Genomic DNA, 22493 nt, shown 5'->3' with positions numbered 1-22493 from the left:
GTTTTATTGATACAAAGCATTAATTTTCTGCCATAATGTTTTGTCAAAATCTGATAAAGCAAGATTTTCATCATCTGCAGCATCTCCCATTCTTACAATAACCATTTTCTTGCTCGGAACAACATATATTTTTTGGTCATTTTTCCCTAAAGCCATAAACATATCACTCGGTCCAGTTGGAATTACACTTCCTTGAAAAGTTAATTGCGATTGTGGTAAATGATAAGAAGTTTTTCCGTTTAACCACCATAAATATCCATACCCTAAATTGATGTCTTGAGAAGTTGCAGTTGCTTCGTTAAAGAAAGATTCATTTAGAATTGTAGTATTATCCCATTTTCCTTTATTAAGCATTAGTAATCCAAAACGCGCCATACTTCTTGTTGTGCTTGTATAAACGCTATTTACACCAAGTTGAACCCAATTGCCGTCCATTCCAATTTTGTCTCTTAATTTAGTGTTGAAATAATCCTTCCAAGTTTTTCCACTTGCTTTTTCTACAACATCTTGAAGTTTTACATAAACATTATGGTAAGCCCATCTTTTTCCTGCATCGGCTTTGTATATTAAGTCTTCTGGATCGACTTCGTCTGAAGTGTCATCAATTCCAGAAGTCATAGTTAGTAAGTGTTTGCAGGTAATTTGGTTTTCTTGAGCAAGAGTTTCGCTTGTCCAGCCCGTTCCAAGATAATCAGAAACTTTATTGTTAATGTTTAAAAGACCTTCTTGCTGAGCAATTCCTGTCATTGTTGATGTTAATGTTTTTCCTGCACTAGCCCAATACCAGTTTGTTGTTGCGGTGTGTTTGTTAAAATAATTTTCTAAAACAATTCGGCCGTTTACTAAAATGATAAACGATTTTGAATTTTTGAGTTCTAAATAATCTAAAAGTGGTTGTACAGCACTTTGGTTCCATTTTAGGTCAGAAATAGATTTTGTTTCCCAAGTTGTTCCTGTTAATGGAGGAAAATACATTGTTTCTTCTGGATTTGGAACAGGATCAGGTTCAGATGAGTCTTTGCTGCAGGCTGTAAAAAATAGTGCTAACAAGATTGTGAAAATTGATTTGGTCATGTTTTTGGTTTTAGTTTGGGGTTTGACCAAAAATATGCAAAAAAGTTTAATCTGTTAAGGAACTTATTTTTAGATTTATATAGACTATAGAGTAGTTTTTTCTTCGTTTAATTCCCATTTAGTGCCGTCATTATAGACAATGTAATAAACGGTGACCTTAATGATTTTATCTGCATCTGTTGAGAAATCTTCCCAAATTTCTGATTTGGTTTCTCCAGGTTTTATTAAACGAGTTATATTTCCTTTAAAATTTCCTTCACCATAAAAATAATTGCCGCTTGCAGGGTCTTCAAATGCGTTGATGCAAAACCACTTAAGTTTTATAGCTTTAATCATTTTTTTGCTAGAATTCTTGTAAACTATTTTGATATTCTTATGATGAGAATAACTATTGTCTAATAGTGTTGCTTTAATGATCTTTATTGGGAAATCTTCTGAATTTGTGCTTTTTGAGATGTTTTTTTTTGTAGAAAGAGTATCTGTTTTACTAGGTTTGCTCTCGTTTTCTTTTGAATGTTTTTCAGATTTATTGAAAGCTTTTTTTTCTTGTTTTGGCTGATAACATTTTGAAAATAAAAATATAGTGCTAAAAACTAGTAGTAATATTTTTTTCATTTTTTAGTAGAAAAAGGTATTTTAAATTTGATTTTTAAATTAGAGTATTTGGGTGTAAAAATCCTTATCTTTTAAAATAAGCATTACCCATAGAAGTTATTATATAATCAGAATAAGGTATTTTGATGTTTTTTTCATCTTGGTAAATTTGTTTTTTTTAGAATGAAATAATTAATGTAAAGTATTTTTTTGATGATTATAAGGCTATCTTTGTAGTCCGAGAAAAATTTCTGCAAAACAGATAGCAATGCGCTAAAGTTGGCTAACGAAGTAAGTGGCTGCTAAAAAAATATATTATTTATGAGAAACACTTTTATGATTTTGGTTTTGTCGTTCTTATTTGTGAGCTGCAAACAGGAAATTAAACCTGATGATATTACTAAATTAAATGGCTACTGGGAAATTGAAAAAGTGGTTTTTGATAAAGGTGAAGAGAAAGATTATAAGATGAACGAGACTTTTGATTTTTTTCAAATCAAGAATAATAAAGGTGTTCGAACGAAAGTTATGCCACAGTTTGATGGAACTTTTCTAACAACAGATACTTTTGAAAATGTTTCGGTTCGTTTTGCCGGAGAGCAGGTTTTCTTGGATTATAAAACAAAGTATGCAAAATGGAGTGAAGAAATTATTTCACTTTCAGATGACAAATTAGTGGTTAAGAATCCGCAAAAAATAGAATATCATTATAAAAAAGCTGGACCAGTAAATTTATTAGACGATGGCGAAAAGACTAAATAACGAAAGTACTATTAGTGCTGTATTACAGCAGATTATTCAAGTGAATAAATTGCAGCCAGGAATGGATGAGATTGATGTTCGTGATGCTTGGAAAAATCTTATGGGGAGCGGAGTGAATACTTATACTCGAAATGTTGTTTTGAAAGGAGGTACGCTTTATGTGGAATTAGGTTCTTCTGTTCTACGTGAAGAATTGACTCATGGAAAGTATAAAATAATAAAAATGATCAATGAAGAATTGGGTCGTGAGGTAGTAAAAGAAGTTGTTTTACGCTGATTTTATTAGGCTTTTTTTAATAAGATAAATTTTAAAAATAATTAACACTTCACTTGTGGAGTGTTTTTTTTTACGATACATTTGAGCGTTATTTTTTGTAAGTAACATCCTTTTAATAACCCAAACAAATTAACAAAACAATGAAAAAAATTTTACTTATTTTAACCGTATTATTTACTTTAACTGGTTATTCGCAAAAGAAAAAAGTTGCTGTTGTTTCTTTTTATACAGATAAAACAATAGATCTTTCTGAGCTTGGTTTAAATGGTCTGGCAGCAGTAACAGATTTAGGAAGTAATCCGAACTTTAATTTATTGCCAATTTTGGAGAAATATCATACGGCATTTTTCAATGATTATTCAAAAAAATTCCCATTTGATTTAATTCCAGAAACTGATGTGACTCAAAAACAAGAATATATTGATTACGTTCCTCATTTTGACAAAGAAGGAGAAGCTGGAAAATATATTATCAATTTCCCTGGATACAAATATATTTATGAAGGGATAAATGGTTCTGCAAATGAAGTAGCAACAGCTACTATGTTTAAAGATAATGCTGACGGTGTTTTATTTACTGAAATTCATTTTGCTGTTGTAAAAGGATTTGCTGTTGGTGGTACAGGAACTATCAAGATGAGAGCTTATGCAAGAATTGCTTTGTATGATAAAAACGGAAAAAAAGTATTTGCTTTCAATGAAGGAGCAAACTCTAAGAAAACTGGAACTATTGTAGGAGGAATTCCTGTTTTATCTTTTGAAAAAGTATTGCCAATGTGTGAAAGTGCATTAGACGAGCTTCTAAAAGATTTAGATGGAAGAATCGAGAAAATGGTAAAAAAGACTTCTGATAACCTTTAGTCAATTTTATACTTAAAAGAAAAACCCCGCTTCAATTGAAGCGGGGTTTTTTGTGTTTTATAATTTAAAATTTTAAGTCTAACCTAAAATTAAAATTGCTCTCTTCCTGCAAAGTGGAATGCACTTTCGATAGCAGCGTTTTCGTCGCTGTCAGATCCGTGAACTGCATTTTCTCCGATAGAAGTAGCGTATGCTTTACGAATAGTTCCTTCAGCAGCTTCAGCTGGGTTTGTAGCTCCAATTAAAGTTCTGAAATCTTCTACTGCGTTATCTTTCTCTAAAATAGCAGCAACAATTGGTCCACGAGACATGAATTCAACTAATTCTCCGTAGAAAGGTCTTTCTGCGTGAACTGCGTAAAATGCTTTTGCATCTGCAACAGTTAATTGAGTTAATTTTAATGAAACGATTTTGAAACCACCATTAGTAATCATTGCTAAGATATTCCCGATGTGTCCGTTTGCAACAGCATCTGGTTTAATCATTGTAAAAGTTCTATTTGTTGCCATTTTGTATTTTATTAAATTTTGTGCAAAAGTATACTTTTTTTATGAATTGATTTTAATAAATTCATAATTTAAACACATTAGAATGATGTTTTGACCAATAAAAGCATTTTCTTAAACCATATAGGTGATTGTAGAGATGCGCTGTAGTGCATCTAGCGCAATTTTGATAAAAACAATAAAGACGCACTGCGGTGCGTCTCTACATAATGTGGTGCTTTTTATACTTTAAAAATCAGTTTATTTCTGTAGAAAATCCACAATATAAATGTCCATATTCCAACATAAGTTAATGCACCAGCCAATGAAGCTGTCATCGGATTGCTGAAAAATGGTGCAATTCCAAAACGGTATAGATAATCTAAAAGGTTAATTTGTTCGCCAGCAAGCGATGGATGCTGAAAACGAATCATTACCAAAGCTTGAGGAATAATTTGTGAAGCAAAGAAAACAATCATTGGGTTTACTCCCCAAATAATAAATAGTTTAAAGCCTTTTTTGTATTCCTTAATGTCGATGATGTAATATAGAGCTGTTAAACAAACAGTTGCTAAACCAGTGGTGTATAAAACATAACTGCTTGTCCAAATTGATTTGTTTATTGGAAAAATTAAATCCCAGATTAATCCGAAAAATATAAGTGCAGTTCCAATTCTGCCCATTGTAAATGCTTTTTGAATTTTGCTTATATTAAGTAGTAAAATTTGCCCAATGAATAAACCGATAATTCCATTTACGATTGAAGGTAATGTGCTTAAAATACCTTCTGGATCCCAAGTATTAGTTTCGTGATACATGTGTCCTTTTAAGAAGATGCTGTCAACCCAAGCAGCTAAATTGGTGCCTCTTTCTAAATTAGCTTCTCCAAAACCAGGAACAGGAATTAAAGTCATAACGGCCCAATATCCTAAAAGCAAAATTGCCCCTGTAATAATTTGAGTTTTTCGGGATGTTTTTAGATACAAAAGCGAAACAACAAAATATACTACTGCAATGCGCTGCAAAACTCCAGGAAGACGAACGTCTTGATAATTTTCAAATCCACCGTAAGCTAAAATGAGATAAATGGCTAAAATGCTAAATGCGAAAATGTTTTTTAGACGCGTGCTGAAATTTCCCATCAAAGCATAACCAACTGCAAAAGTAATGACTAATCTTGCTATTAGAAGTGGAATTCCGTCTAATCCAAAAAGCTGAATTTTTCCAAAAAAATTAAAGAAAATCCCCAAACAGAACATTCTTAAAGAACGAATCAGGATTTTGTTGAATGTTGTTTCATCATACGTTTTCTCTGGCATTGCAAGCGGTACGGCAACTCCCATTATAAAAATAAAAAATGGAAATACTAGATCGGTTGGTGTGCAGCCGTTCCAGTGTGCGTGTAAAAGCGGAGGATAAACATTTCCCCAATCACCGGGATTGTTTACAATAGTCATCAATAGAATAGTCAGTCCGCGAAAGACATCAAGCGAAATTAGGCGTTCTCTTACCATTAGGTTAGTTAGTTAATGGTTATAAAATATAATTCTATTTGGTTTGAGAGAGCAATAATCTAGGAAATGAGCTGGTTATTTGTTCCTAAATCAGCACTTTTAATTTCTAAAGATAATTATTTTAGATTATTATGATGTCAAAATTATGTTCTAAAGGTTTTAATTTCTGAATTAAAAGCGGAACCAATTGTTCTCCTTTTTCTAAATAAAATTCAGAAAAATTAGCTTGACGTTCTTGAAGACTGTAATTTGGAAACAATTCGCATTGCAAATCTGTAACACGTTGTAACTGATCTTGAAGTTTTCTTTTTTGAGCTTTTAATAAACGTTTTTCTAAATTTTCAAGGCCTTTCTTCTGCTTTACTTCTTGTGCTTTTACCGCACCTGAGAAAGATTTGTCTGTTTTTTCAGCCAATTCAAAAAGATAAGCAAATTGTTTTTCGAGCGCTTCTTTTTGCTCCGCTAAATCAATTGGAAAAGGAGAAAGTTTATGCGTGATTTCATTAATTAAATTCTCTGATTTATTGAATAAATCTTTCCATGATAAATTTAAATTATCAGCTTTTTTAGCCTGTTTTTCGGTTGCCAAAAGAACTGAATTTCGAACTAATAATATCGGGAAAGTAATATTTACAGCCTCAAAAAACGCTTTTAATTCTAACCAATAAGCAATTTCTCCGCCTCCGCCAATGTAGCAAAGATTTGGCAAAATAATTTCCTGATACAGCGGACGCATGATTACGTTTGGGCTGAATTTTTCAGGATTACTTTCTAAAAGTTTTAGAATTTCTTCTTTCGAAAATGAAATTTTAGTGTTGTTAACTAGATATTTATCATTTTCAAAAATAATTCTTTCGCGAAGTTTGTCTTCAATATAAAATAAATTAATCTCACGCGGATTTACTTGAACGGTATAAGCCGCAAGCTCTTCAATTGATTTTTGAACAGCTTTAAATGAAGTCTGATTTTCTAATTCTTCTTTTACGAAAGGAATAAAAGTACGTTTCAAATCCGCATTATCAGCGTCTAGAATAACCAAACCGTAATTTGCGAAAAGCGCATTGGCTAAAAAACGAGTTGCATCGGCTAGATTTTCGTGTTTTAAATAAGCGTCTTCAAAAAGTTTTTTTAGTGTATTTGCGTTTGTACTTGAACCTAATTCTTTCGAATACACTTCAAATAAATCTTCTAAACCTTCAGATGAAAGTCTTCCAACTGGCCCAGTACTTTCAGCATTCCAGCGGATTTTTTTTCCTTTGAAATTAAAATAATTAATTTCTTCAAAATCGTGATCTTCGGTCGCCATCCAATAAACTGGAACAAAATTGTACGAAGGATATTTTGATTTTAATTCCTTAGTTAAATTAATCGTAGAAATAATTTTATATAAAAAATACAATGGTCCGCTAAAAAGATTTAACTGATGTCCGGTTGTAATGGTAAAAGTATTTTCGAGTGCTAAAAGCGAAATATTTTGTTTGGTTAAATCTGAAATTTCAATATTTTGATATTGCTTTTGCAAAGTGTCAACCAATGCAGTTCGGTTGTTATGATCAAAATTAGCTGATTTTTCAGCAATTTGTTTTTCGAAATTTTCTAAGGTTGGAAAATTATTGTACAGCGGTTTTAACTCTGGCTTTTGATCTAAGTAATCTTGCATTAATTTAGAGAAATATCCAGATGATTGAAAGCTGATACAGTCGGTAGGCATAATTTTAAATTTATTTTTGACAGCTGTAAATTTAATGAAAATATACAGTTAAAAACGCTTTTAACGAATGCTTAAGATTTGATTTTTGATTTTTGTTTTAAAGCACCTAAAATCAAGTTTTTAAATTGGAGTAAAACTCGTGTTTTTAAATTGGAAAAAACAGCAAATTTGTTAAAAAACGAATGATGTTCTAAAACTAATTCTTTGAAATATGAATTATTAATGATGAAACTATATTTTTGTAATCAAAAAAAAAGTTATATCTATTTTACATGAAAACTAACGAGAATAAAAAGAACTCTCTAAAACACGTTCTTTTTGGAAGCCTTATTGGTACCACAATCGAATTTTTTGATTTTTATATTTATGCCAATGCAGCGGTGTTGGTTTTTCCGCAATTATTTTTCCCAAGTTCAGATTCTACAATGGCAACATTAGAATCTTTAGCAACTTTCTCTATTGCCTTTTTATCACGCCCTTTAGGTTCTGCTTTTTTTGGACATTATGGCGATAAAATCGGACGTAAGTTTACTCTTGTTGCGGCCTTATTAACTATGGGAATTTCTACAGTAACTATTGGATTTTTACCAAGTTATGAAAGTATTGGCGTTGCTGCGCCATTATTATTAATGCTTTGCCGATTCGGACAAGGTGTTGGGCTAGGAGGTGAGTGGGGAGGAGCTGTTTTATTGGCGATCGAAAATGCACCACCAAATAAACGTGCTTGGTACGGAATGTTTCCGCAATTAGGTGCTCCAATAGGATTATTGCTTTCTGGTGGAACTTTCTTGTTATTGACAGATTCTATGAGTAATGAAGATTTTATGAATTATGGTTGGAGAATTCCTTTTATTGCCAGTGCATTTTTAGTGATAGTCGGGTTTTATATAAGAACTAAAATTACAGAAACGCCTTCGTTTGAAAATGCTAAAAAGCAAGAAGAAGAAGTGAAAGTCCCTTTTTTAGAATTGGTGAAATCATATAAAAACCAATTGATTTTTGGAACATTCGCTGCCATAACAACATTCTTAGTTTTCTATTTAATGACCGTATTTACATTAAGCTGGGCAACTTCAGATTTAGGAATTGTAAAAAGAGACGGATTATTGATTCAATTATTCTCAGTATTGTTTTTTGCATTTTTTATTCCAGTTTCTGCTGTTGTGGCTGATAAAATTGGTCGTCGCAAAATGCTTATCGCTGCAACTGCGGCTATTGCCGTTTTCGGATTCTTCTTTTCTTACTTTTTAAGTTCTGGAAATATAGTTTTGGTTACCATTTTTGCCTGCATCGGAATGTCATTAATGGGTTTTACTTACGGTCCTTTGGGAACTTTTCTATCGGAGTTATTTCCAACAAATGTTCGCTATTCAGGAGCTTCTTTGACTTTTAATATGGCGGGAATTTTGGGCGCAGCTTTTGCGCCAATGATTGCAATTTGGTTAGCTAAGACCTATGATGTGAGTTATGTAGGTTTCTATTTAGTAACCGCGGCAATTATATCTTTAGTTTCATTCTTGGTAATTAGCAAAGACGAGCATAAGTTTTAAGATATAGATTTAAAATATTTCAAAAGCAGTAATGTAAAAAATTACTGCTTTTTTTTGTTTATTTAAAAAGTATTTAGATATTTGTCTAAATATATAAATGCAATGAACGATATTTTTAAAGCATTGAATGATGCAACTAGAAGAGAGATTCTGGATCTTTTAAAGCAGAAGGATTTATCTGCAGGAGAGATTGCAGACGCTTTTAATATTTCTAAACCGAGTATCTCGCATCATTTAGATATTTTAAAACGGGCTGATTTAATTACATCTGAAAAAAACGGGCAATTCATCATTTACTCCATCAATACCACCATAATGGAAGATGTTTTGCAATGGATACTAACCTTTAAACAATAAAAAATGAATTTAGAATTAAAAAAAGAGCTTCCTCTAATTGGAATTGTTTTGATCCCTTTTGTCTATTTGGCAACAATTTGGAATAGTCTTCCAGAAATCGTTCCTATTCATTGGAACTCTAAAGGAGAAATTGATGGATGGGGAAATAAATTTACTTTAATTGTAATGCTTTTGATGCTTCCTGTTCTGACTTATGTAATTCTGTCGACAATTACTAAGATTGATCCGAAGAAAAGAATGTCTTTAATGGGAGGAAAGTTGTATCAGCTCAAATTTGTCATGGTTCTTTTTATGTCTATTTTGGCTTTGTTTATTGTGTACAGCACCAAAAGCCAATCTGTGTCTAGTCCGAGTTTTATATTCGCATTAGCTGGTGCTTTGTTTATGATTTTAGGCAATTATTTTAAAGTGATCCGACCTAATTATTTCATCGGGATAAAAACGCCATGGACTTTAGAAAGTCAAGAAGTTTGGAAAACAACACATCTATTTGCTGGAAAACTTTGGTTTATTGCTGGCTTGATTACTATTTTAGGAAGTTTAATTTTTGAAAGCTCTATTTTCTCTAAAGTATTTTTAATAATTGTTTTTAGTATAGCAATTGCACCTATAGCTTATTCTTATATAAAATATAGAAGCTTGAAAAAGAAAGAAAATCTATAAATCAATTAATTATGATAAAAGTAATAGTTGTTCTGGTAGAATTGATAATACATTATGTTATAAAGTTTTAAAATAAAAAAGGTTCGCATATTATACGCGAACCTTTTTAAATTTTAGCTATTATCGTTTCAAAGAGAAATGACCTCTATATTCTGTTCCGTTTAATCTTGTTACAGTAAACCAATAATCGGATGAGGGTTCGTTATATCCTAGATACGTCCCGTCCCAAGATGTGTTTAGTCTTAATTCTTTAATAAATTTCCCATAACGATCAAATATTCGAATTGACGAATTTGGAGCTAAATAAGCAGAATCTATTGTCCAGGTATCATTAAAACCATCACCATTTGGAGTAAAGAATTTTGGAAATGGAAGTTCATCAACAAAATTAATACAATCTCCAATTGTCGCTTCAAGAATGTTTATTGTAACAGGAATTCTGTCACTTTCGCAACTACTAATTGTTTGTGAAGCGTAGTAAATAATTCCATTTTCTAACGGAGTTGATTCGGTTAAAGTAATAGATGAAGACGCACTGTCATACCATTTAATATTTTGTCCAATTATAGCAATATTGCTAATTTTTGCATTTTTCTGAATACAAAATTGCTGAGGAGAATCAGCACTTGGGATTTGTGTATCTTGTATTTTTACAGTTATGGCAAATCTTTCGCTTTCGCAGTTGTTTAGTGTTTGCGTGACATAATAAATACGGCTTTCCAGTAAAGTTGTTTCAGGCAGAATATTTCCATTTGTGGCTGCATCATACCATTTAAGGTCAGTTCCATTTACATTAAGATTTTCTATAGTTGCAATTTCATCAATACAGAACTGCTTATTGCTGTTTCCTGTTGGTAATGGAGTGTCATAAACGTGAACAAGAATTGGTGTTCTATCGCTTTCGCATCCAATAGTTTGAGAAGCGTAATACGTTTTATTATTTTCAAGTACAGTTGTATTTGGTAAAGCAGCTGCAGAAAAATTAGTGTCAAACCATTTTATATTTTGCCCCGTTATTTGAATGTCATTTAGAGTTTTATTTTCTTTTTTACAAAATGCCTGTTCTTGATTTGCATTTGGCACAGACGGCGTGGTAACAATTGAAACAGTAACTCCAAATCTTGGGCCTTCACAATTATTTATGGTTTGAGAAGCGTAATATGTTTTTCCGTCTACCAGAGCAGTAGTTTCGGTTAACAAAGAACCATTTGTTGATGCATCATACCATTTTATCGAAGTTCCCGTAATTTCAATATTGGCAATTGCCGCATTTTGACCTGTACAAAATTGCTGATTTGCATTTCCAGTTGGAGCTAATGTAACTTGAATATTAATTGTAACTGGAACTCTTTCGCTTTCACATCCGCTTATGGTTTGTGAAGCATAATAAGTTGCGTTGTCTTGAAGTACAGTTGTGCTTGGAACGAGTGTTCCTCCCGTTAAGTTGCTGTACCATTTTATATTTTGCCCCGTAATTTGAATGTCATTTAGTCCCGCATTTTGATTAACGCAGAAAGTCTGAGGGCTAACTAGAGCCGGCTTTGGAGTAAAATTTGTAAAAGGAGTTATGATAACTTTGGTTGCATTTGAGATACAGCCTTTATTATTTTTTATCTTAATAAAATAAGTATCGGGATCAAGATTTGATTTTGTTGCAGTTGTAACCCAGCTAGCACCATTATCAAAACTGTATTCCGATGCAGCATCGGTAATTGTAATGGTACCTTTAAGATTATTGCAATCGGGCTGGATAGGCGTAAATGCAGGATTGCTCGGATAATCTGTTGGAGGATTAATGATGGTAGATAATGGAGCAGACTCACAGCCACTACTATTTTTAACACGAACCATATAGGTTCCAGCTATTAAATTTCCTGAATTTGGATTGGCTGAATAATTTTTACCATTGTCAAAACTATATTGAGCAGCAGTACTTGTAATTAAAATTGAGCCAAATGGATTGCTGCAAGTAGTAGGCTGAGTAACATTTAGAGTTGGGATTGCTGGAGCATCTGGTGCTGCATTGATAGTCGCTTTATACGCAATAGATGGACAGCCATTTGTATATTTTATTCGGATAAAATAACTCCCAGGAGATAAACTGGCAGTATTACTGGTGCTCCAGTTAAGGCCATCATCAAAACTATACAGATTTGCAACTGTAGTAACCATAATGCTTCCGGTAGTCGAATTACAGCCCGTTGGATTTGTAACTGCAACTTGTGGTGCTTCAGGTATTACTGGTGCAGCTTGTATAGTGACAGGCGCAGCAAGAGAAATACACCCAGATTTATTAATCACCAAATTATAGGTTCCTGCAGATAAATTAGATTTTGTATTGGATGTTCCAAATGTAATTCCGTTATCAAAACTATAAAGATCTGCTGCAGTATTAATTGTAATTGATCCCGTAAAATCAGTACAAGTGGGTTGGATTGCTTTAAAAGCAGGAGCTGCAAGCGGTGATAATGGCGATATCGTGACTTGAGCAGCATCTGAAACACAGCCTGCTGAGTTTTTAATTTTTATGAAGTAAGTACCTGGAGATAGATCAGTTTTTGTATTAGAAAAAACGTAGGTTAATCCGTTATCATAACTATAAGTTGCTGCATTTGTCGTAATGGTAATAGAACCTTTTGACGAGCTACAATTTGGCTGAGTTGTAGTAAAACTTGGAGCTGCAATCGTAGTGCCAGAACTCAAGTTGACAACGGTTGTTGATGATTCGCAACTATATGAATTTGTTTTGATTTTAATAATATATGTGCCAGCTCCTACATTTACTTTTGTAGGACTTGTTGTCCAGCTGTTTCCGTCATTGAAACTATAGCTTATCGCTGATGATGTTATGGTAATGCTGCCATCAGTTGCACCACAAGAAGAAGGCTGAGTGACCTTTACAGTCGGCGCGGCAGGAATTGCGGGCGGAGTATTTATATAAGTATAACTGCCAAAAGAGATACACCCTAGAGTGTTTTTTATTAATACATTGTATGAGCCGCCAGCTAAATTTTTCTTTATAGGGTTTGTAGTCCAAGTTGTTCCTCCATCAAAACTATATTGGTCCGCAGTCGAATTTACTATTATAGTTCCGGTAGGAGTGCTACATGTGGGCTGAATAGAGGTAATATTTGGTGAGGGTAGGTAATATTTGTATATGTAAACATATTGTGAATTTGATTTACATCCTGTTGCATTTTTAATAAGTATATTATAAGATGAACTTACAGGATTTAATAAAATTGGATTTGTAGTCCAAGTGGTGCCTCCATCAAAACTATAATTGTCGGCAGGTGTTGTAACGGTAATACTTCCGTCATTTCCACATTCGGGTTGTACTACTTTTATGTTTGGATTGGGCAGATAATAAGGATTAATGTTTATTGATAAACCATTAGATTTACACCCCGCTGCGTTTTTTATCATGATATTGTAATAACCAGAAGTAAGTCCTGAAAGAACTGGGTTAGTTGTCCAAGTATAGCCATTGTCAAAGCTATAAGAAGCGGCAACTGTTGCAATAGTAATACTTCCATTGACACCACATGTGGGTTGAATTAATGTGAAATCGGGATTAGGTAAATAATATTGTTGCAGATAAGTGTATATGCCATAAAGGTTAGATGTGCACCCAGAAGCATTTTTTACTACTAAAGAATAAGAGTTTGGACTAAGATTAGTAAATACAGGATTAGTACTCCAAGTTGCGCCTCCATCGATACTGTACTGTGCTTCAGTTGAAGTAAAGGTTATACTTCCTCCAACTCCACAGGTCGGTTGTGTTGTTTTGAAGGTAGGATTTGGGAGATAAAACTCTTGAAGATATACTGAGTTCGAGTTAGAAACACAACCTTGAGCATTTTTAATCATAGGGTAATAATATCCTGCTGAAAGGTTGGAAAAAACAGGACTTGTTACCCAATTTGCCCCATCAATGCTGTAAAAGCTCGCAGTAGTATTAATTTTAACACTGCCTTTTGTTCCGCATCCTGGTTGAACGATGGTTAAATTGGGTTGTGCCAGCTTCGAGGAGTCCAAATAAATGGAAATGGTATTGGATATGCAATTAGCCTTTTTTATCATTAAATAGTAAAATCCCTGGGGTAAATTATTAAATACCTTATTTGTACTCCAAGTTGCACCATAATCGATACTGTAATAGTCTGCAGTAGTGTTAAATGTAATATTGCCAATATTTCCACAACTTGGATTGGTAACTGAATAATCTGGATCAGGAAGCCTTGCATCGTTAATTGAAACGCTAACATAGTTAGAAACACATCCTAAACTGTTTTTTATTGCAATGTTGTAATATCCATAAGAAGTAAGATTTGATAGTAAAGGAGAAGTTCCCCAAGTATAGCCTCCATCAAAACTATAGAAACTAGCAGTTGTATTTATTTTAATGCTACCCGAGGATGTACAAGTGGGTTGAACAACAGTGTAATCTGGTACATCTATATTTGGATTATTCAAATAAATAGTATTGGGGTAAGAGGTACAGCCAAGACTGTTTTTTATAATTATGCTATAAATACCAGGAGGTAATGATTTAGAATTTAGGGTTGTCCATGTTAAACCATTGTCAAAGCTATAAAAGTCGGATAACGAGTTGATGGTGATTTTTCCGTTTACACCACAAGTTGGCTGATCCGAAGTAATAATTGGCATATCCAAATAAGGCTGATATAAAGAAACATAACTAGCAGAACTGATACATCCTGCACTGTTTTTTATTTTTATTTGATAGGTTCCAAAAGGTAAAATTTTAACATTATTAGTAGTCCAGGTTACCCCATCATCAAAACTATAAGAATCTGCTACTGTAGTAATAGTAATGCTTCCATCTTTTCCGCAAACAGGTTGTTCAGTTGTATACTGAGGATAGGAATCTTTAAAATCATTTAAATAAGCATAGGAATAATAAGAAGTACAACCTAAAGCATTTTTAATTCCTAAAGAATAGCTTCCTGGATCTAAATTGCTGATCTTGTTGTTTGTAACCCATGTAGTCCCTCCATCAAAAGTATAAAAATCCGAAAGAGTATTGATGGTAATACTTCCTTTTGTAGTACAAGCAGGTAATTCGATTGTATAAGTTGGAGTTTCTAGCGTATTACTACTGATGAGTACATTGTTTGCTGATGAAATACAACCTTGTAAATCTTTGGTGCGAATTTTATAATTTGCTGGTAAAAGATTATTAGCAGTAGGATTAGTTACCCAAGTTGTACCATCATCAAAGCTATAATACGCAGCTGGAGTTGTAATGGTAATACTGCCAATATCTCCACAAAATAAAGGATTGGTATAACTGTAATTAGGATACAAAGTGGAAGCCGCTGTAATAGTTACACTTTGAGAGTAGGAAGTACAGCCATTTACGGTCTTTATTTTTACTAAATAGGTTCCAGGATACAAATTGCTCTTTGTATTGCTTGTCTCCCAAGTTGTACCATTATCAAAACTATATTGTGATGCTGGCGAAGTTACTTTTATTGTTCCTGTGGTAGAAAAACAAGAAGGCTGCGTAATCTGCAAAATAGGAGAGACGGCAGTTTGGCTTGGTTCAATAGTAACACTTGCAGTGCTGGCGCATCCATAAGAATCTTTGACCGTAACAGAATAATTTCCTAACGAAGTTACCGTAATACTTTGCGTAGTTGCTCCTGTACTCCATAAATACGAAGCTCCTGAAGAAGAAGTTAATACAGTACTTCCAGAACAAACATTTAGGATACCAGTAATATTTGCTGTGGGATTTTTTACCTCTAAATTGGCAGAAATTATTTTATAGCAAGTTGCATCCTTACTCACTCTAACAAAAATGGAAGCACTTGAACTTGGATAACTTGTAAAATTGGTGATAGCATTCAAGTTGGATTCTGCTTCATTGTAATTTTTGAAATAACTAAAATTTAAACCCGATGTAGAAGGAACTATTAAAGAATTTAATGTAGACAAATTAAAATTTTCAGTTCCGTCACGGTTTGCATCACATTGGGATATTTTCGCAGTTGTTACATTAATAGTACAACTTGATGAACAATTCAAAAAAGAAATATCCCAGCCAGGATTTGCGTCAGGATCTGTGGCAGAATCAAATGTGGTTCCTGAGCATGAGGTTCCAGAAATATCATAATCAACTTGTACACCTACATTGTAATTAGCGTTTGTAATATTTGGAAAATCACTGGTTTTTAATGTAAAACAAAATTTTTTGTTTGTAGTGTCTAAGCTTGAAGTGGTTGATGTACTATAAATGGACACATTATTGCTGTTGTAGACATTTAAAGTGATTTTTTTTACTGATGCAGAAATTCCTCCAGAATTAGGAATAGTATAATTGCCGCAAACTGAAATTGGTAAAGTCGGACAAACTTTATTCAAAGGTTCAAGCTCAATAGAACCTTGCAAGTTTTCGGCAGAATGTAAGATACAAACATCATCAATATACATATATCCGAAATGCCCGCCCAATCCACATCTTGAAGCCATAAATTCAACGGTAAATTCCTCATTATTTGGAATTGATGAAATGTCCAATATTCCTGATTGCCAATTGGTGGTATATAAAGTAACAAAATCAGAAAATTGACTCGGAACCTTGCTGAAAATGCAATTTTTTTCATCTCCTACCAAACAAAATTCACTGACAACTGTGTTATTTTTATCTAAAATTCGTGCTTTTACAAAAGCTTGATTATCAGTGTGACTATTGTCGTACACACTTTGTAATACTGCTTTGTAGTTAAATTTCAGATAATTTTCATTATTTGTTTTAAACCTTTTGCCCTGAACAATAGAGCCATAAGTTGAGGAGTTTTCATAATTAATTTTAAGGGCATATTGATCAAATGCTTTAATGTCTCCTATATAAGGGTCAATCAAATTGGAAGAAACACCAGTTGCCATAATGTCCATGTTATTAGGATTATAGCGATTGATGTACGAATCAGCAGTATTTGTGATTGATCGGCATTGCGTTGGGCCAGGAGGATCACCAATTGTACAAAGAAAATTCTTTAGATAACTGTTCCCGTTTATAGTTTCATATTGCTCAAAACCTCCATTAGTACACATTTCTACACCTTGAAGAGTAGCTGCTGTTTTGGAAGTTAAATTTCCTTCTTTTGAATTTAAAATTACTTTTTTCAAATTCAGCATTTCTGCTTTCATCTTTTCCTCCCTAATTTTCAAAAATTGTTTTTGCTGTTCCAAATTTTGAATTAGATGACCATCTTTATCTTCTAACAATAATTTTTTGGAAGAATTCGGATTAATTTCTTGTGAAAAAACACAAGTATATTTAATAAAAACAATAAATAAGAGTAAAGTTCTAAGCTTCATTTAGGGAAATTTTGTTGACAAATATAGCCAAAATACAATGCCATAAATATGAAAAGAAAATGTTTTTGTAAGTTTAATATCAATAATAAAAATTTAAAATATTTGGAGATCTTAGCCAAATAATTCTGATTTATTTCTTTTGTCGAATAATTCTAAATATACCTTATTTTTGCAAAAAAATAATTCCCTTTTGAAAACGAAACTTTTTGTAATTACGCCTCCATTTACGCAACTGAATACACCGTATCCGGCAACGGCGTATATAAAAGGTTTTCTAAATACAAAAAACATCGAATCGGTTCAGGCTGATTTGGGTATTGATGTGATTTTGGAATTGTTTTCAAAAAAAGGATTGATTGATTTGTTTCAATCCAACAACCAACCAACAAGCGACAACTGTAAAAGAATTTTTGCTCTTCAAGACGAATACATTAAAACCATTGATTCTGTAATTCAGTTTTTGCAGGGAAAAAATCCAACTTTGGCTTTGCAGATTTGTCAGGAAGATTTTCTGCCAGAAGCTTCTCGTTTTGCACAATTAGAAGAACTCGATTGGGCTTTTGGAACAATGGGAACTCAAGACAAAGCAAAACATTTGGCAACTTTATATCTGGAAGATATTTCAGATTTTATTGTAGAATGTGTTGATGAAAATTTTGGTTTTAGCCGATATGCAGAACGTCTAGGAAGAAGTGCCAATTCTTTTGATGAATTGTACGAAGCCTTACAGCAAGAACCAACTTATATCGATTCGATTTTAATTTCGCTATTAAAAGCTAAAATAGAAGCCGTAAAACCAACTTTATTTCTAATTTCTGTTCCTTTTCCAGGGAATTTATATAGTGCGTTTCGTTCCGCACAATGGGTTAAACAAAATCATCCTGAGATTAAAATTTCGATGGGTGGAGGTTTTCCTAATACTGAATTGCGTTCGCTTTCTGATAAACGTGTTTTCGAATTTTTTGATTTCATCACTTTAGATGATGGAGAAGTTCCAATTGAGGAATTAATTTTTCATTTAGAAAATCCAGATTCTGATTCTTTCAAAAGAACATTCTTATTAGAAAATGGTGAAGTCGTTTACAAAAACAATTCTTTAAAACACGATTATAAACAATCTCAAGTTGGAACGCCTGATTATTCAGATCTGCCTTTGGATAAATATATTTCGGTTATCGAAATTGTAAATCCGATGCACAGAATGTGGAGCGACGGAAGATGGAATAAACTCACAATGGCGCACGGCTGTTATTGGGGAAAATGTACTTTTTGTGATATTTCTTTAGATTATATAAAAGTGTATGAGCCAGTTGCAGCAAGTTTGCTTTGCGACCGAATGGAAGAGTTGATCGAAAAAACAGGTCAAAACGGATTCCATTTTGTTGATGAAGCCGCACCGCCAGCTTTAATGCGCGCAGTAGCACTTGAAATTTTAAAAAGAAAACTTGCTGTAACTTGGTGGACGAATATTCGTTTTGAGAAAAGTTTTTCAAAAGATTTATGTCTTTTGCTGAAAGCTTCTGGATGTATTGCCGTTTCAGGCGGTTTAGAAGTCGCTTCAGATCGATTATTGAAATTAATTGACAAAGGAGTTACGGTTGAACAGGTTGCAAAAGTAACGCGAAATTTTACCGAGGCCGGAATTATGGTTCATGCGTATTTAATGTATGGATATCCAACGCAAACAATCCAAGAAACGATTGACAGTTTAGAAATGGTTCGTCAATTGTTTGAAGCAGGAGTTTTGCAATCTGGTTTTTGGCATCAATTTGCTTTGACGGCTCATAGTCCGGTTGGATTGTACCCAGAACAATTTGGTGTGACAAAAAAGACGGAAGCAATTGGAACCTTTGCCAATAATGATATTGAATATACCGATTCAACTGGAATCAATCACGATAAATTTAGTTTCGGATTAAAGAAATCGCTCTTCAATTTCATGCACGGAATCTGTTTTGATTACGAATTGCAAGATTGGTTCGATTTTAAAATTCCGAAAACAAAAATCCACCCCGATTTTATTTTTAATGCTTTAGAAGAACAAAATGATTTCAATACAAAACCAAATGCAAAAGTGGTTTGGCTTGGTGGAAAACCTTCGTCAGAAGTCTTCACAAAATCAAAAAAAGGAAGAAGCTGGGAAATGATGTCGTTAACTTTTCACGACAAAAAAGAAAGTTTCGATATACAAACTAGTAAAGAAGAAGGCGAATGGCTAGTTTCCATTTTGTCGAAAATAGCCGTTTCAGGTTCTAAAAATTATACTTTTCAAGAAGTCAAAAATGATTTTGAAACTTCCTTGGAAGATTTTGAATTGTTTTGGTATTCTAAACCAGTAAATACTTTGAGAGAATTTGGATTATTGGTTCTTTAATATTCTAAACATTCTCCATCATTTGGAATAGCGGTTCTGCTTAAAAGGCCATGATCTGAAAGTGCAGTTCTTAACTGTAATCGTGTCGTTGGACAATGGTTTAAAGCTTCCAAATGATTCGCAAGAACTTTTCCTGGAGCAAGTGTCACAAATTTTAAAATGTCATCCATTCGCATTAATAATGGCTGTCCAATATCTAATCTTGCGGTTCCGCAGGCTACAATCGAAATATCTGGTTTAAATTGCGTTAAAACCTTTTCTACATGCTCTGTAAAAATGGTGTCAGAACTTATGTAAATAGATTTTTCGTTTGCTAATTCAATATGAAATCCCATTACATTTCCCATTAATTTGGCAATGAAACCGTAACCGTGAATAGCAGGAATTCCAGTTATTTTCCCATCTAAGAATAATTGTGGTTCCCAATATTCTAGAGTCTGAATTACACTTAATCCTCTTTGAACCAAAGCTTTTTCATCTTTAGAACTACAGATTACCGGAATGCTTTTTCGTCTTAAAAAAACCTCGCCAGCTTTATCAATATGATCTGGATGTAAATGCGTAATTAAACAATGCGTTACGCGACTTAAGATGTCACGACTGTTTTTAGGCAATGCAACCAGCGGGTTTCGTTTCGGTTTATATCTGAAAATAGTAAAAGGCGGAATTGTTTTTCTTTTACCTAACATTGGGTCAACTAAAATGACATGCTTCTCTGTTTCAATTACCAAAGTGGCATTTCGCAAATGATGTAATTTCATATCCAAGAAAATTAGATATTAAAAATACAAAGTTTTTTGAAAAACTGCTTACAGATTTTTCTTTATTTTTAACAGAATTGTGATTTACCCAATAGAAAACCTAAAACCAATTCCATGCAGGTTTTCAATTGAAATTCCTTCTTCATTGGCAAGGATTTTACGAAGACGAGAAATGAAAACATCCAAACTTCTTCCCATAAAGTAGTCGTCAGTTCCCCATAAAGAAGTTAAGATTTGTTCTCTTTTCAAAACAGAATTTTTATGATCTAGAAAAAGTTTCAATAATTCGGCTTCGCGCTGTGTCAATCCGACTTTTTCATCATTATTAAAAAGAATGAAATTTTTGGTATCAAATTGATATTTGCCAACTTCATAAATCGTTTTTGCAACTGGAATGTTTTTTTGCGAACGCTTTAAGAAAATCTCCACTTTCAATAATAATTCTTCAATGCTGAAAGGTTTTACCAAATAATCATCAGCGCCCAGACGCAGGCCTTTAATTCTATCTTCTTTCAATGTTTTAGCTGAAAGAAAAATAATCGGAACTTCAACATCTATTTTTCGAACGGCTTCTGCCAACTGAAAACCATCCATTTTTGGCATCATAATATCAAAAATGCAAATATCAAATTCTTCTTCTTCAAAAAAATTAAGCGCCGATTTTCCGTCAGAACAATGAATAACTTCATAATTATTTTGCTCCAAATTATCTTTGGTTAAAAACGCAAGGGTTTCGTCGTCTTCGGCATATAGTATTTTGAAGTTTTTCATTTTTTATTAGGAATTGATAAAGTTATAGTAACACCTTTTTCTTTATTGTTTTCGGCTTTTATTTTCCAGTTTTGCAAACTGCAGATTTCTTTTACATAATACAAGCCAAGTCCAAATCCGTTAACTTCATTGCTCTTTTCATTTTGAACTCTATAAAACTTATCAAAGATAAAAGATATTTTTTTAGGAGTAATCCCAATTCCGTTATCAATAAATTCTAGTTTTAAACAATTGTTTTCTTCTGTGAATTTAATAGTTATTTCTGGTTTTTCATTACAATATTTCACGGCATTATCCAGTAAATTATAAACTAAATTACCAAAGTGAAAAATATCGGTTTCCAGCAAATATTCTTTTGAAGAAGTTTCAATTTTAATCGAAGCTTCGGGATATTTTAATTTGATGTTTTCAATTGCTTCTTCAATTATGGGCACAATTAAAATACTTTCTTTTTTAAGTTCTAAAGGAGCATAATCGGCTTTTGCAATGTTTAAAATCTTCTCGATGTGGCCGTTTAATTTATTTCCTTGATTGATAATAATATCAGTGTAAGTATAAAGTTTTTTGTCTTCTTTAATTGGTTTTTGTTCAATCAAATATTTCGAAGCGATAAGAATTGAAGCCAGTGGCGTTTTAAATTCGTGTGTCATATTATTAATGAAATCACGCTGTAGTTCTGAATATTTTTTATGCTGTAAAAGTGTAAAAATAGAATAAACGTAAATCAATAAAATCAGAATCAATGCGGTTGAAAGAATAAACCAAAATCGCATTGAACTAAACAAATAAGTAGTTTCATTTGGAAAACGAACCGCGAAATAATAAACTAGATTTTTATGTTTAGGAAAATAAACGGTTTTTTTGCATTCTGCTTTTTTCTTATAAAGTGAAATATAATCACCATAAATCATTTCGTCGCTTTGACAATTGTACATCGCGTATTCGAAATCGGTTGTGATGTTCATTTTTTTGAATTCCGTTTTCAGATAAAATTCTAAAATATCAGGTTCAAATTCGTTATCGACATTTACAATATAGTAGTCGTTTGCAATTTTCTGAACGGGATTTTGAACTGGAAGTTCATGATTAGTTCCTTCGTATAATTTTTTAGCCACTTCCAATAAAGCAATATGAGCTTTCTGGCTAAGCTTTTTTTGTTCAATCGTAAAAGCCTCTTTTGTCCATAACAATTGTGCCACCAAAATACTAATGATGGCTACCAATCCTAAGAGAATGATGCTGTTGAGTTTATTAATTTTCAAGAATAAAGAATTTTGAGAGTGTAATATTAATCAATTTTGGCCTAAAAACAGGCGGTTAACAAGTCATTAACAAACGTTTGAAACCAGTTAACAGCAACATGAATTTGTCTGAATTACCTTTGTAATAT

The 22493-nt window shown here is 32.9% G+C and carries 16 protein-coding genes; 7 read left to right on the top strand and 9 right to left on the bottom strand.

What is annotated here, in order from left to right; translation table 11 throughout:
• Window positions 1–3: 3 nt before the first annotated feature.
• Together DM444_RS17805 and DM444_RS17800 are read right to left on the bottom strand one after the other, a co-directional pair.
• Window positions 4–1074, bottom strand: coding sequence for a serine hydrolase domain-containing protein (locus DM444_RS17805; protein WP_111289088.1), 1071 nt, complete (start codon window positions 1072–1074; stop codon window positions 4–6).
• Between the two features lie 84 nt (window positions 1075–1158).
• On the bottom strand, window positions 1159–1689 hold the full coding sequence (locus DM444_RS17800; protein ID WP_111289086.1) for a hypothetical protein: 531 nt from the start codon (window positions 1687–1689) through the stop codon (window positions 1159–1161).
• A gap of 300 nt (window positions 1690–1989) precedes the next feature.
• On the opposite strand from DM444_RS17800, the gene DM444_RS17795 reads away from it, so the two are divergent.
• The 3 genes from DM444_RS17795 (at window position 1990) to DM444_RS17785 (ending at window position 3567) form a co-directional block, all read left to right on the top strand.
• Window positions 1990–2430, top strand: a complete 441-nt coding sequence (locus tag DM444_RS17795) for a lipocalin-like domain-containing protein (RefSeq protein WP_111289084.1) — start codon at window positions 1990–1992, stop codon at window positions 2428–2430.
• A complete protein-coding gene (locus DM444_RS17790; protein WP_111289082.1) occupies window positions 2411–2707 on the top strand; it encodes a DUF721 domain-containing protein in 297 nt (98 codons plus the stop codon). The genes DM444_RS17795 and DM444_RS17790 overlap by 20 nt, the downstream gene beginning before the upstream one ends.
• A gap of 140 nt (window positions 2708–2847) precedes the next feature.
• Window positions 2848–3567, top strand: coding sequence for a hypothetical protein (locus DM444_RS17785; protein WP_111289080.1), 720 nt, complete (start codon window positions 2848–2850; stop codon window positions 3565–3567).
• 89 nt (window positions 3568–3656) lie between these two features.
• On the opposite strand, the gene DM444_RS17780 is transcribed toward DM444_RS17785, so the two are convergent.
• The 3 genes from DM444_RS17780 to bshC form a co-directional block, all read right to left on the bottom strand.
• The gene (locus tag DM444_RS17780; protein WP_012026941.1) at window positions 3657–4076 is read right to left on the bottom strand and encodes a nucleoside-diphosphate kinase; all 420 of its coding nucleotides are present in this window, start codon (window positions 4074–4076) and stop codon (window positions 3657–3659) included.
• A 218-nt stretch (window positions 4077–4294) separates the two neighbouring features.
• The gene (locus DM444_RS17775; protein ID WP_111289078.1) at window positions 4295–5566 is read right to left on the bottom strand and encodes an acyltransferase family protein; all 1272 of its coding nucleotides are present in this window, start codon (window positions 5564–5566) and stop codon (window positions 4295–4297) included.
• Between the two features lie 121 nt (window positions 5567–5687).
• Window positions 5688–7277: a bacillithiol biosynthesis cysteine-adding enzyme BshC gene (gene bshC / locus DM444_RS17770; protein ID WP_111289076.1), complete on the bottom strand. Its 1590-nt coding sequence runs from the start codon at window positions 7275–7277 to the stop codon at window positions 5688–5690.
• 272 nt (window positions 7278–7549) lie between these two features.
• Between bshC and DM444_RS17765 the strand changes: the two genes are divergently transcribed.
• From DM444_RS17765 to DM444_RS17755, 3 genes are all read left to right on the top strand, one after another.
• The gene (locus DM444_RS17765) at window positions 7550–8827 is read left to right on the top strand and encodes an MFS transporter (RefSeq protein WP_111289074.1); all 1278 of its coding nucleotides are present in this window, start codon (window positions 7550–7552) and stop codon (window positions 8825–8827) included.
• A 102-nt stretch (window positions 8828–8929) separates the two neighbouring features.
• The gene (locus DM444_RS17760; RefSeq protein WP_111289072.1) at window positions 8930–9184 is read left to right on the top strand and encodes an autorepressor SdpR family transcription factor; all 255 of its coding nucleotides are present in this window, start codon (window positions 8930–8932) and stop codon (window positions 9182–9184) included.
• A gap of 3 nt (window positions 9185–9187) precedes the next feature.
• Window positions 9188–9847: an SdpI family protein gene (locus DM444_RS17755; RefSeq protein WP_111289070.1), complete on the top strand. Its 660-nt coding sequence runs from the start codon at window positions 9188–9190 to the stop codon at window positions 9845–9847.
• Between the two features lie 120 nt (window positions 9848–9967).
• Here DM444_RS17755 and DM444_RS17750 read toward each other — a convergent pair whose 3' ends face one another.
• The gene (locus tag DM444_RS17750) at window positions 9968–17197 is read right to left on the bottom strand and encodes a T9SS type B sorting domain-containing protein (protein ID WP_111289068.1); all 7230 of its coding nucleotides are present in this window, start codon (window positions 17195–17197) and stop codon (window positions 9968–9970) included.
• A gap of 190 nt (window positions 17198–17387) precedes the next feature.
• On the opposite strand from DM444_RS17750, the gene DM444_RS17745 reads away from it, so the two are divergent.
• Window positions 17388–19571 carry a B12-binding domain-containing radical SAM protein gene (locus DM444_RS17745; RefSeq protein ID WP_111289066.1) on the top strand — a complete coding sequence of 728 codons (2184 nt, stop codon included), beginning with the start codon at window positions 17388–17390 and terminating at the stop codon, window positions 19569–19571.
• Here the strand turns inward: DM444_RS17745 and DM444_RS17740 are convergent.
• The 3 genes from DM444_RS17740 to DM444_RS17730 all read right to left on the bottom strand — a co-directional run bounded on the left by DM444_RS17740 (window position 19568) and on the right by DM444_RS17730 (window position 22365).
• Window positions 19568–20332 carry an MBL fold metallo-hydrolase gene (locus tag DM444_RS17740; protein ID WP_111289064.1) on the bottom strand — a complete coding sequence of 255 codons (765 nt, stop codon included), beginning with the start codon at window positions 20330–20332 and terminating at the stop codon, window positions 19568–19570. The two genes, DM444_RS17745 and DM444_RS17740, sit on opposite strands and share 4 nt — an antisense overlap.
• An 84-nt stretch (window positions 20333–20416) precedes the next feature.
• Window positions 20417–21103, bottom strand: coding sequence for a response regulator transcription factor (locus DM444_RS17735; RefSeq protein WP_111289062.1), 687 nt, complete (start codon window positions 21101–21103; stop codon window positions 20417–20419).
• Complete coding sequence (locus DM444_RS17730) at window positions 21100–22365, bottom strand: sensor histidine kinase (RefSeq protein WP_111289060.1); 1266 nt, start codon at window positions 22363–22365, stop codon at window positions 21100–21102. Before DM444_RS17730 ends, DM444_RS17735 begins: the two co-directional genes overlap by 4 nt.
• Window positions 22366–22493 lie beyond the last annotated feature (128 nt).

This window comes from Flavobacterium ginsenosidimutans, assembly GCF_003254625.1.
In the GTDB taxonomy this organism is placed as follows: domain Bacteria; phylum Bacteroidota; class Bacteroidia; order Flavobacteriales; family Flavobacteriaceae; genus Flavobacterium; species Flavobacterium ginsenosidimutans.
The sequence above is the reverse complement of the archived record's forward strand: the minus strand, read 5'-3'. Positions and strand labels throughout refer to the sequence as shown.

Excerpts from the sequence above, each read along its gene's own strand:
- DM444_RS17805 (WP_111289088.1), bottom strand. The coding sequence starts at position 1,074 with ATGACCAAATCAATTTTCACAATCTTGTTAGCACTATTTTTTACAGCC.
- DM444_RS17800 (WP_111289086.1), bottom strand. The coding sequence starts at position 1,689 with ATGAAAAAAATATTACTACTAGTTTTTAGCACTATATTTTTATTTTCA.
- DM444_RS17795 (WP_111289084.1), top strand. The coding sequence starts at position 1,990 with ATGAGAAACACTTTTATGATTTTGGTTTTGTCGTTCTTATTTGTGAGC.
- DM444_RS17790 (WP_111289082.1), top strand. The coding sequence starts at position 2,411 with ATGGCGAAAAGACTAAATAACGAAAGTACTATTAGTGCTGTATTACAG.
- DM444_RS17785 (WP_111289080.1), top strand. The coding sequence starts at position 2,848 with ATGAAAAAAATTTTACTTATTTTAACCGTATTATTTACTTTAACTGGT.
- DM444_RS17780 (WP_012026941.1), bottom strand. The coding sequence starts at position 4,076 with ATGGCAACAAATAGAACTTTTACAATGATTAAACCAGATGCTGTTGCA.
- DM444_RS17775 (WP_111289078.1), bottom strand. The coding sequence starts at position 5,566 with ATGGTAAGAGAACGCCTAATTTCGCTTGATGTCTTTCGCGGACTGACT.
- bshC (WP_111289076.1), bottom strand. The coding sequence starts at position 7,277 with ATGCCTACCGACTGTATCAGCTTTCAATCATCTGGATATTTCTCTAAA.
- DM444_RS17765 (WP_111289074.1), top strand. The coding sequence starts at position 7,550 with ATGAAAACTAACGAGAATAAAAAGAACTCTCTAAAACACGTTCTTTTT.
- DM444_RS17760 (WP_111289072.1), top strand. The coding sequence starts at position 8,930 with ATGAACGATATTTTTAAAGCATTGAATGATGCAACTAGAAGAGAGATT.
- DM444_RS17755 (WP_111289070.1), top strand. The coding sequence starts at position 9,188 with ATGAATTTAGAATTAAAAAAAGAGCTTCCTCTAATTGGAATTGTTTTG.
- DM444_RS17750 (WP_111289068.1), bottom strand. The coding sequence starts at position 17,197 with ATGAAGCTTAGAACTTTACTCTTATTTATTGTTTTTATTAAATATACT.
- DM444_RS17740 (WP_111289064.1), bottom strand. The coding sequence starts at position 20,332 with ATGAAATTACATCATTTGCGAAATGCCACTTTGGTAATTGAAACAGAG.
- DM444_RS17735 (WP_111289062.1), bottom strand. The coding sequence starts at position 21,103 with ATGAAAAACTTCAAAATACTATATGCCGAAGACGACGAAACCCTTGCG.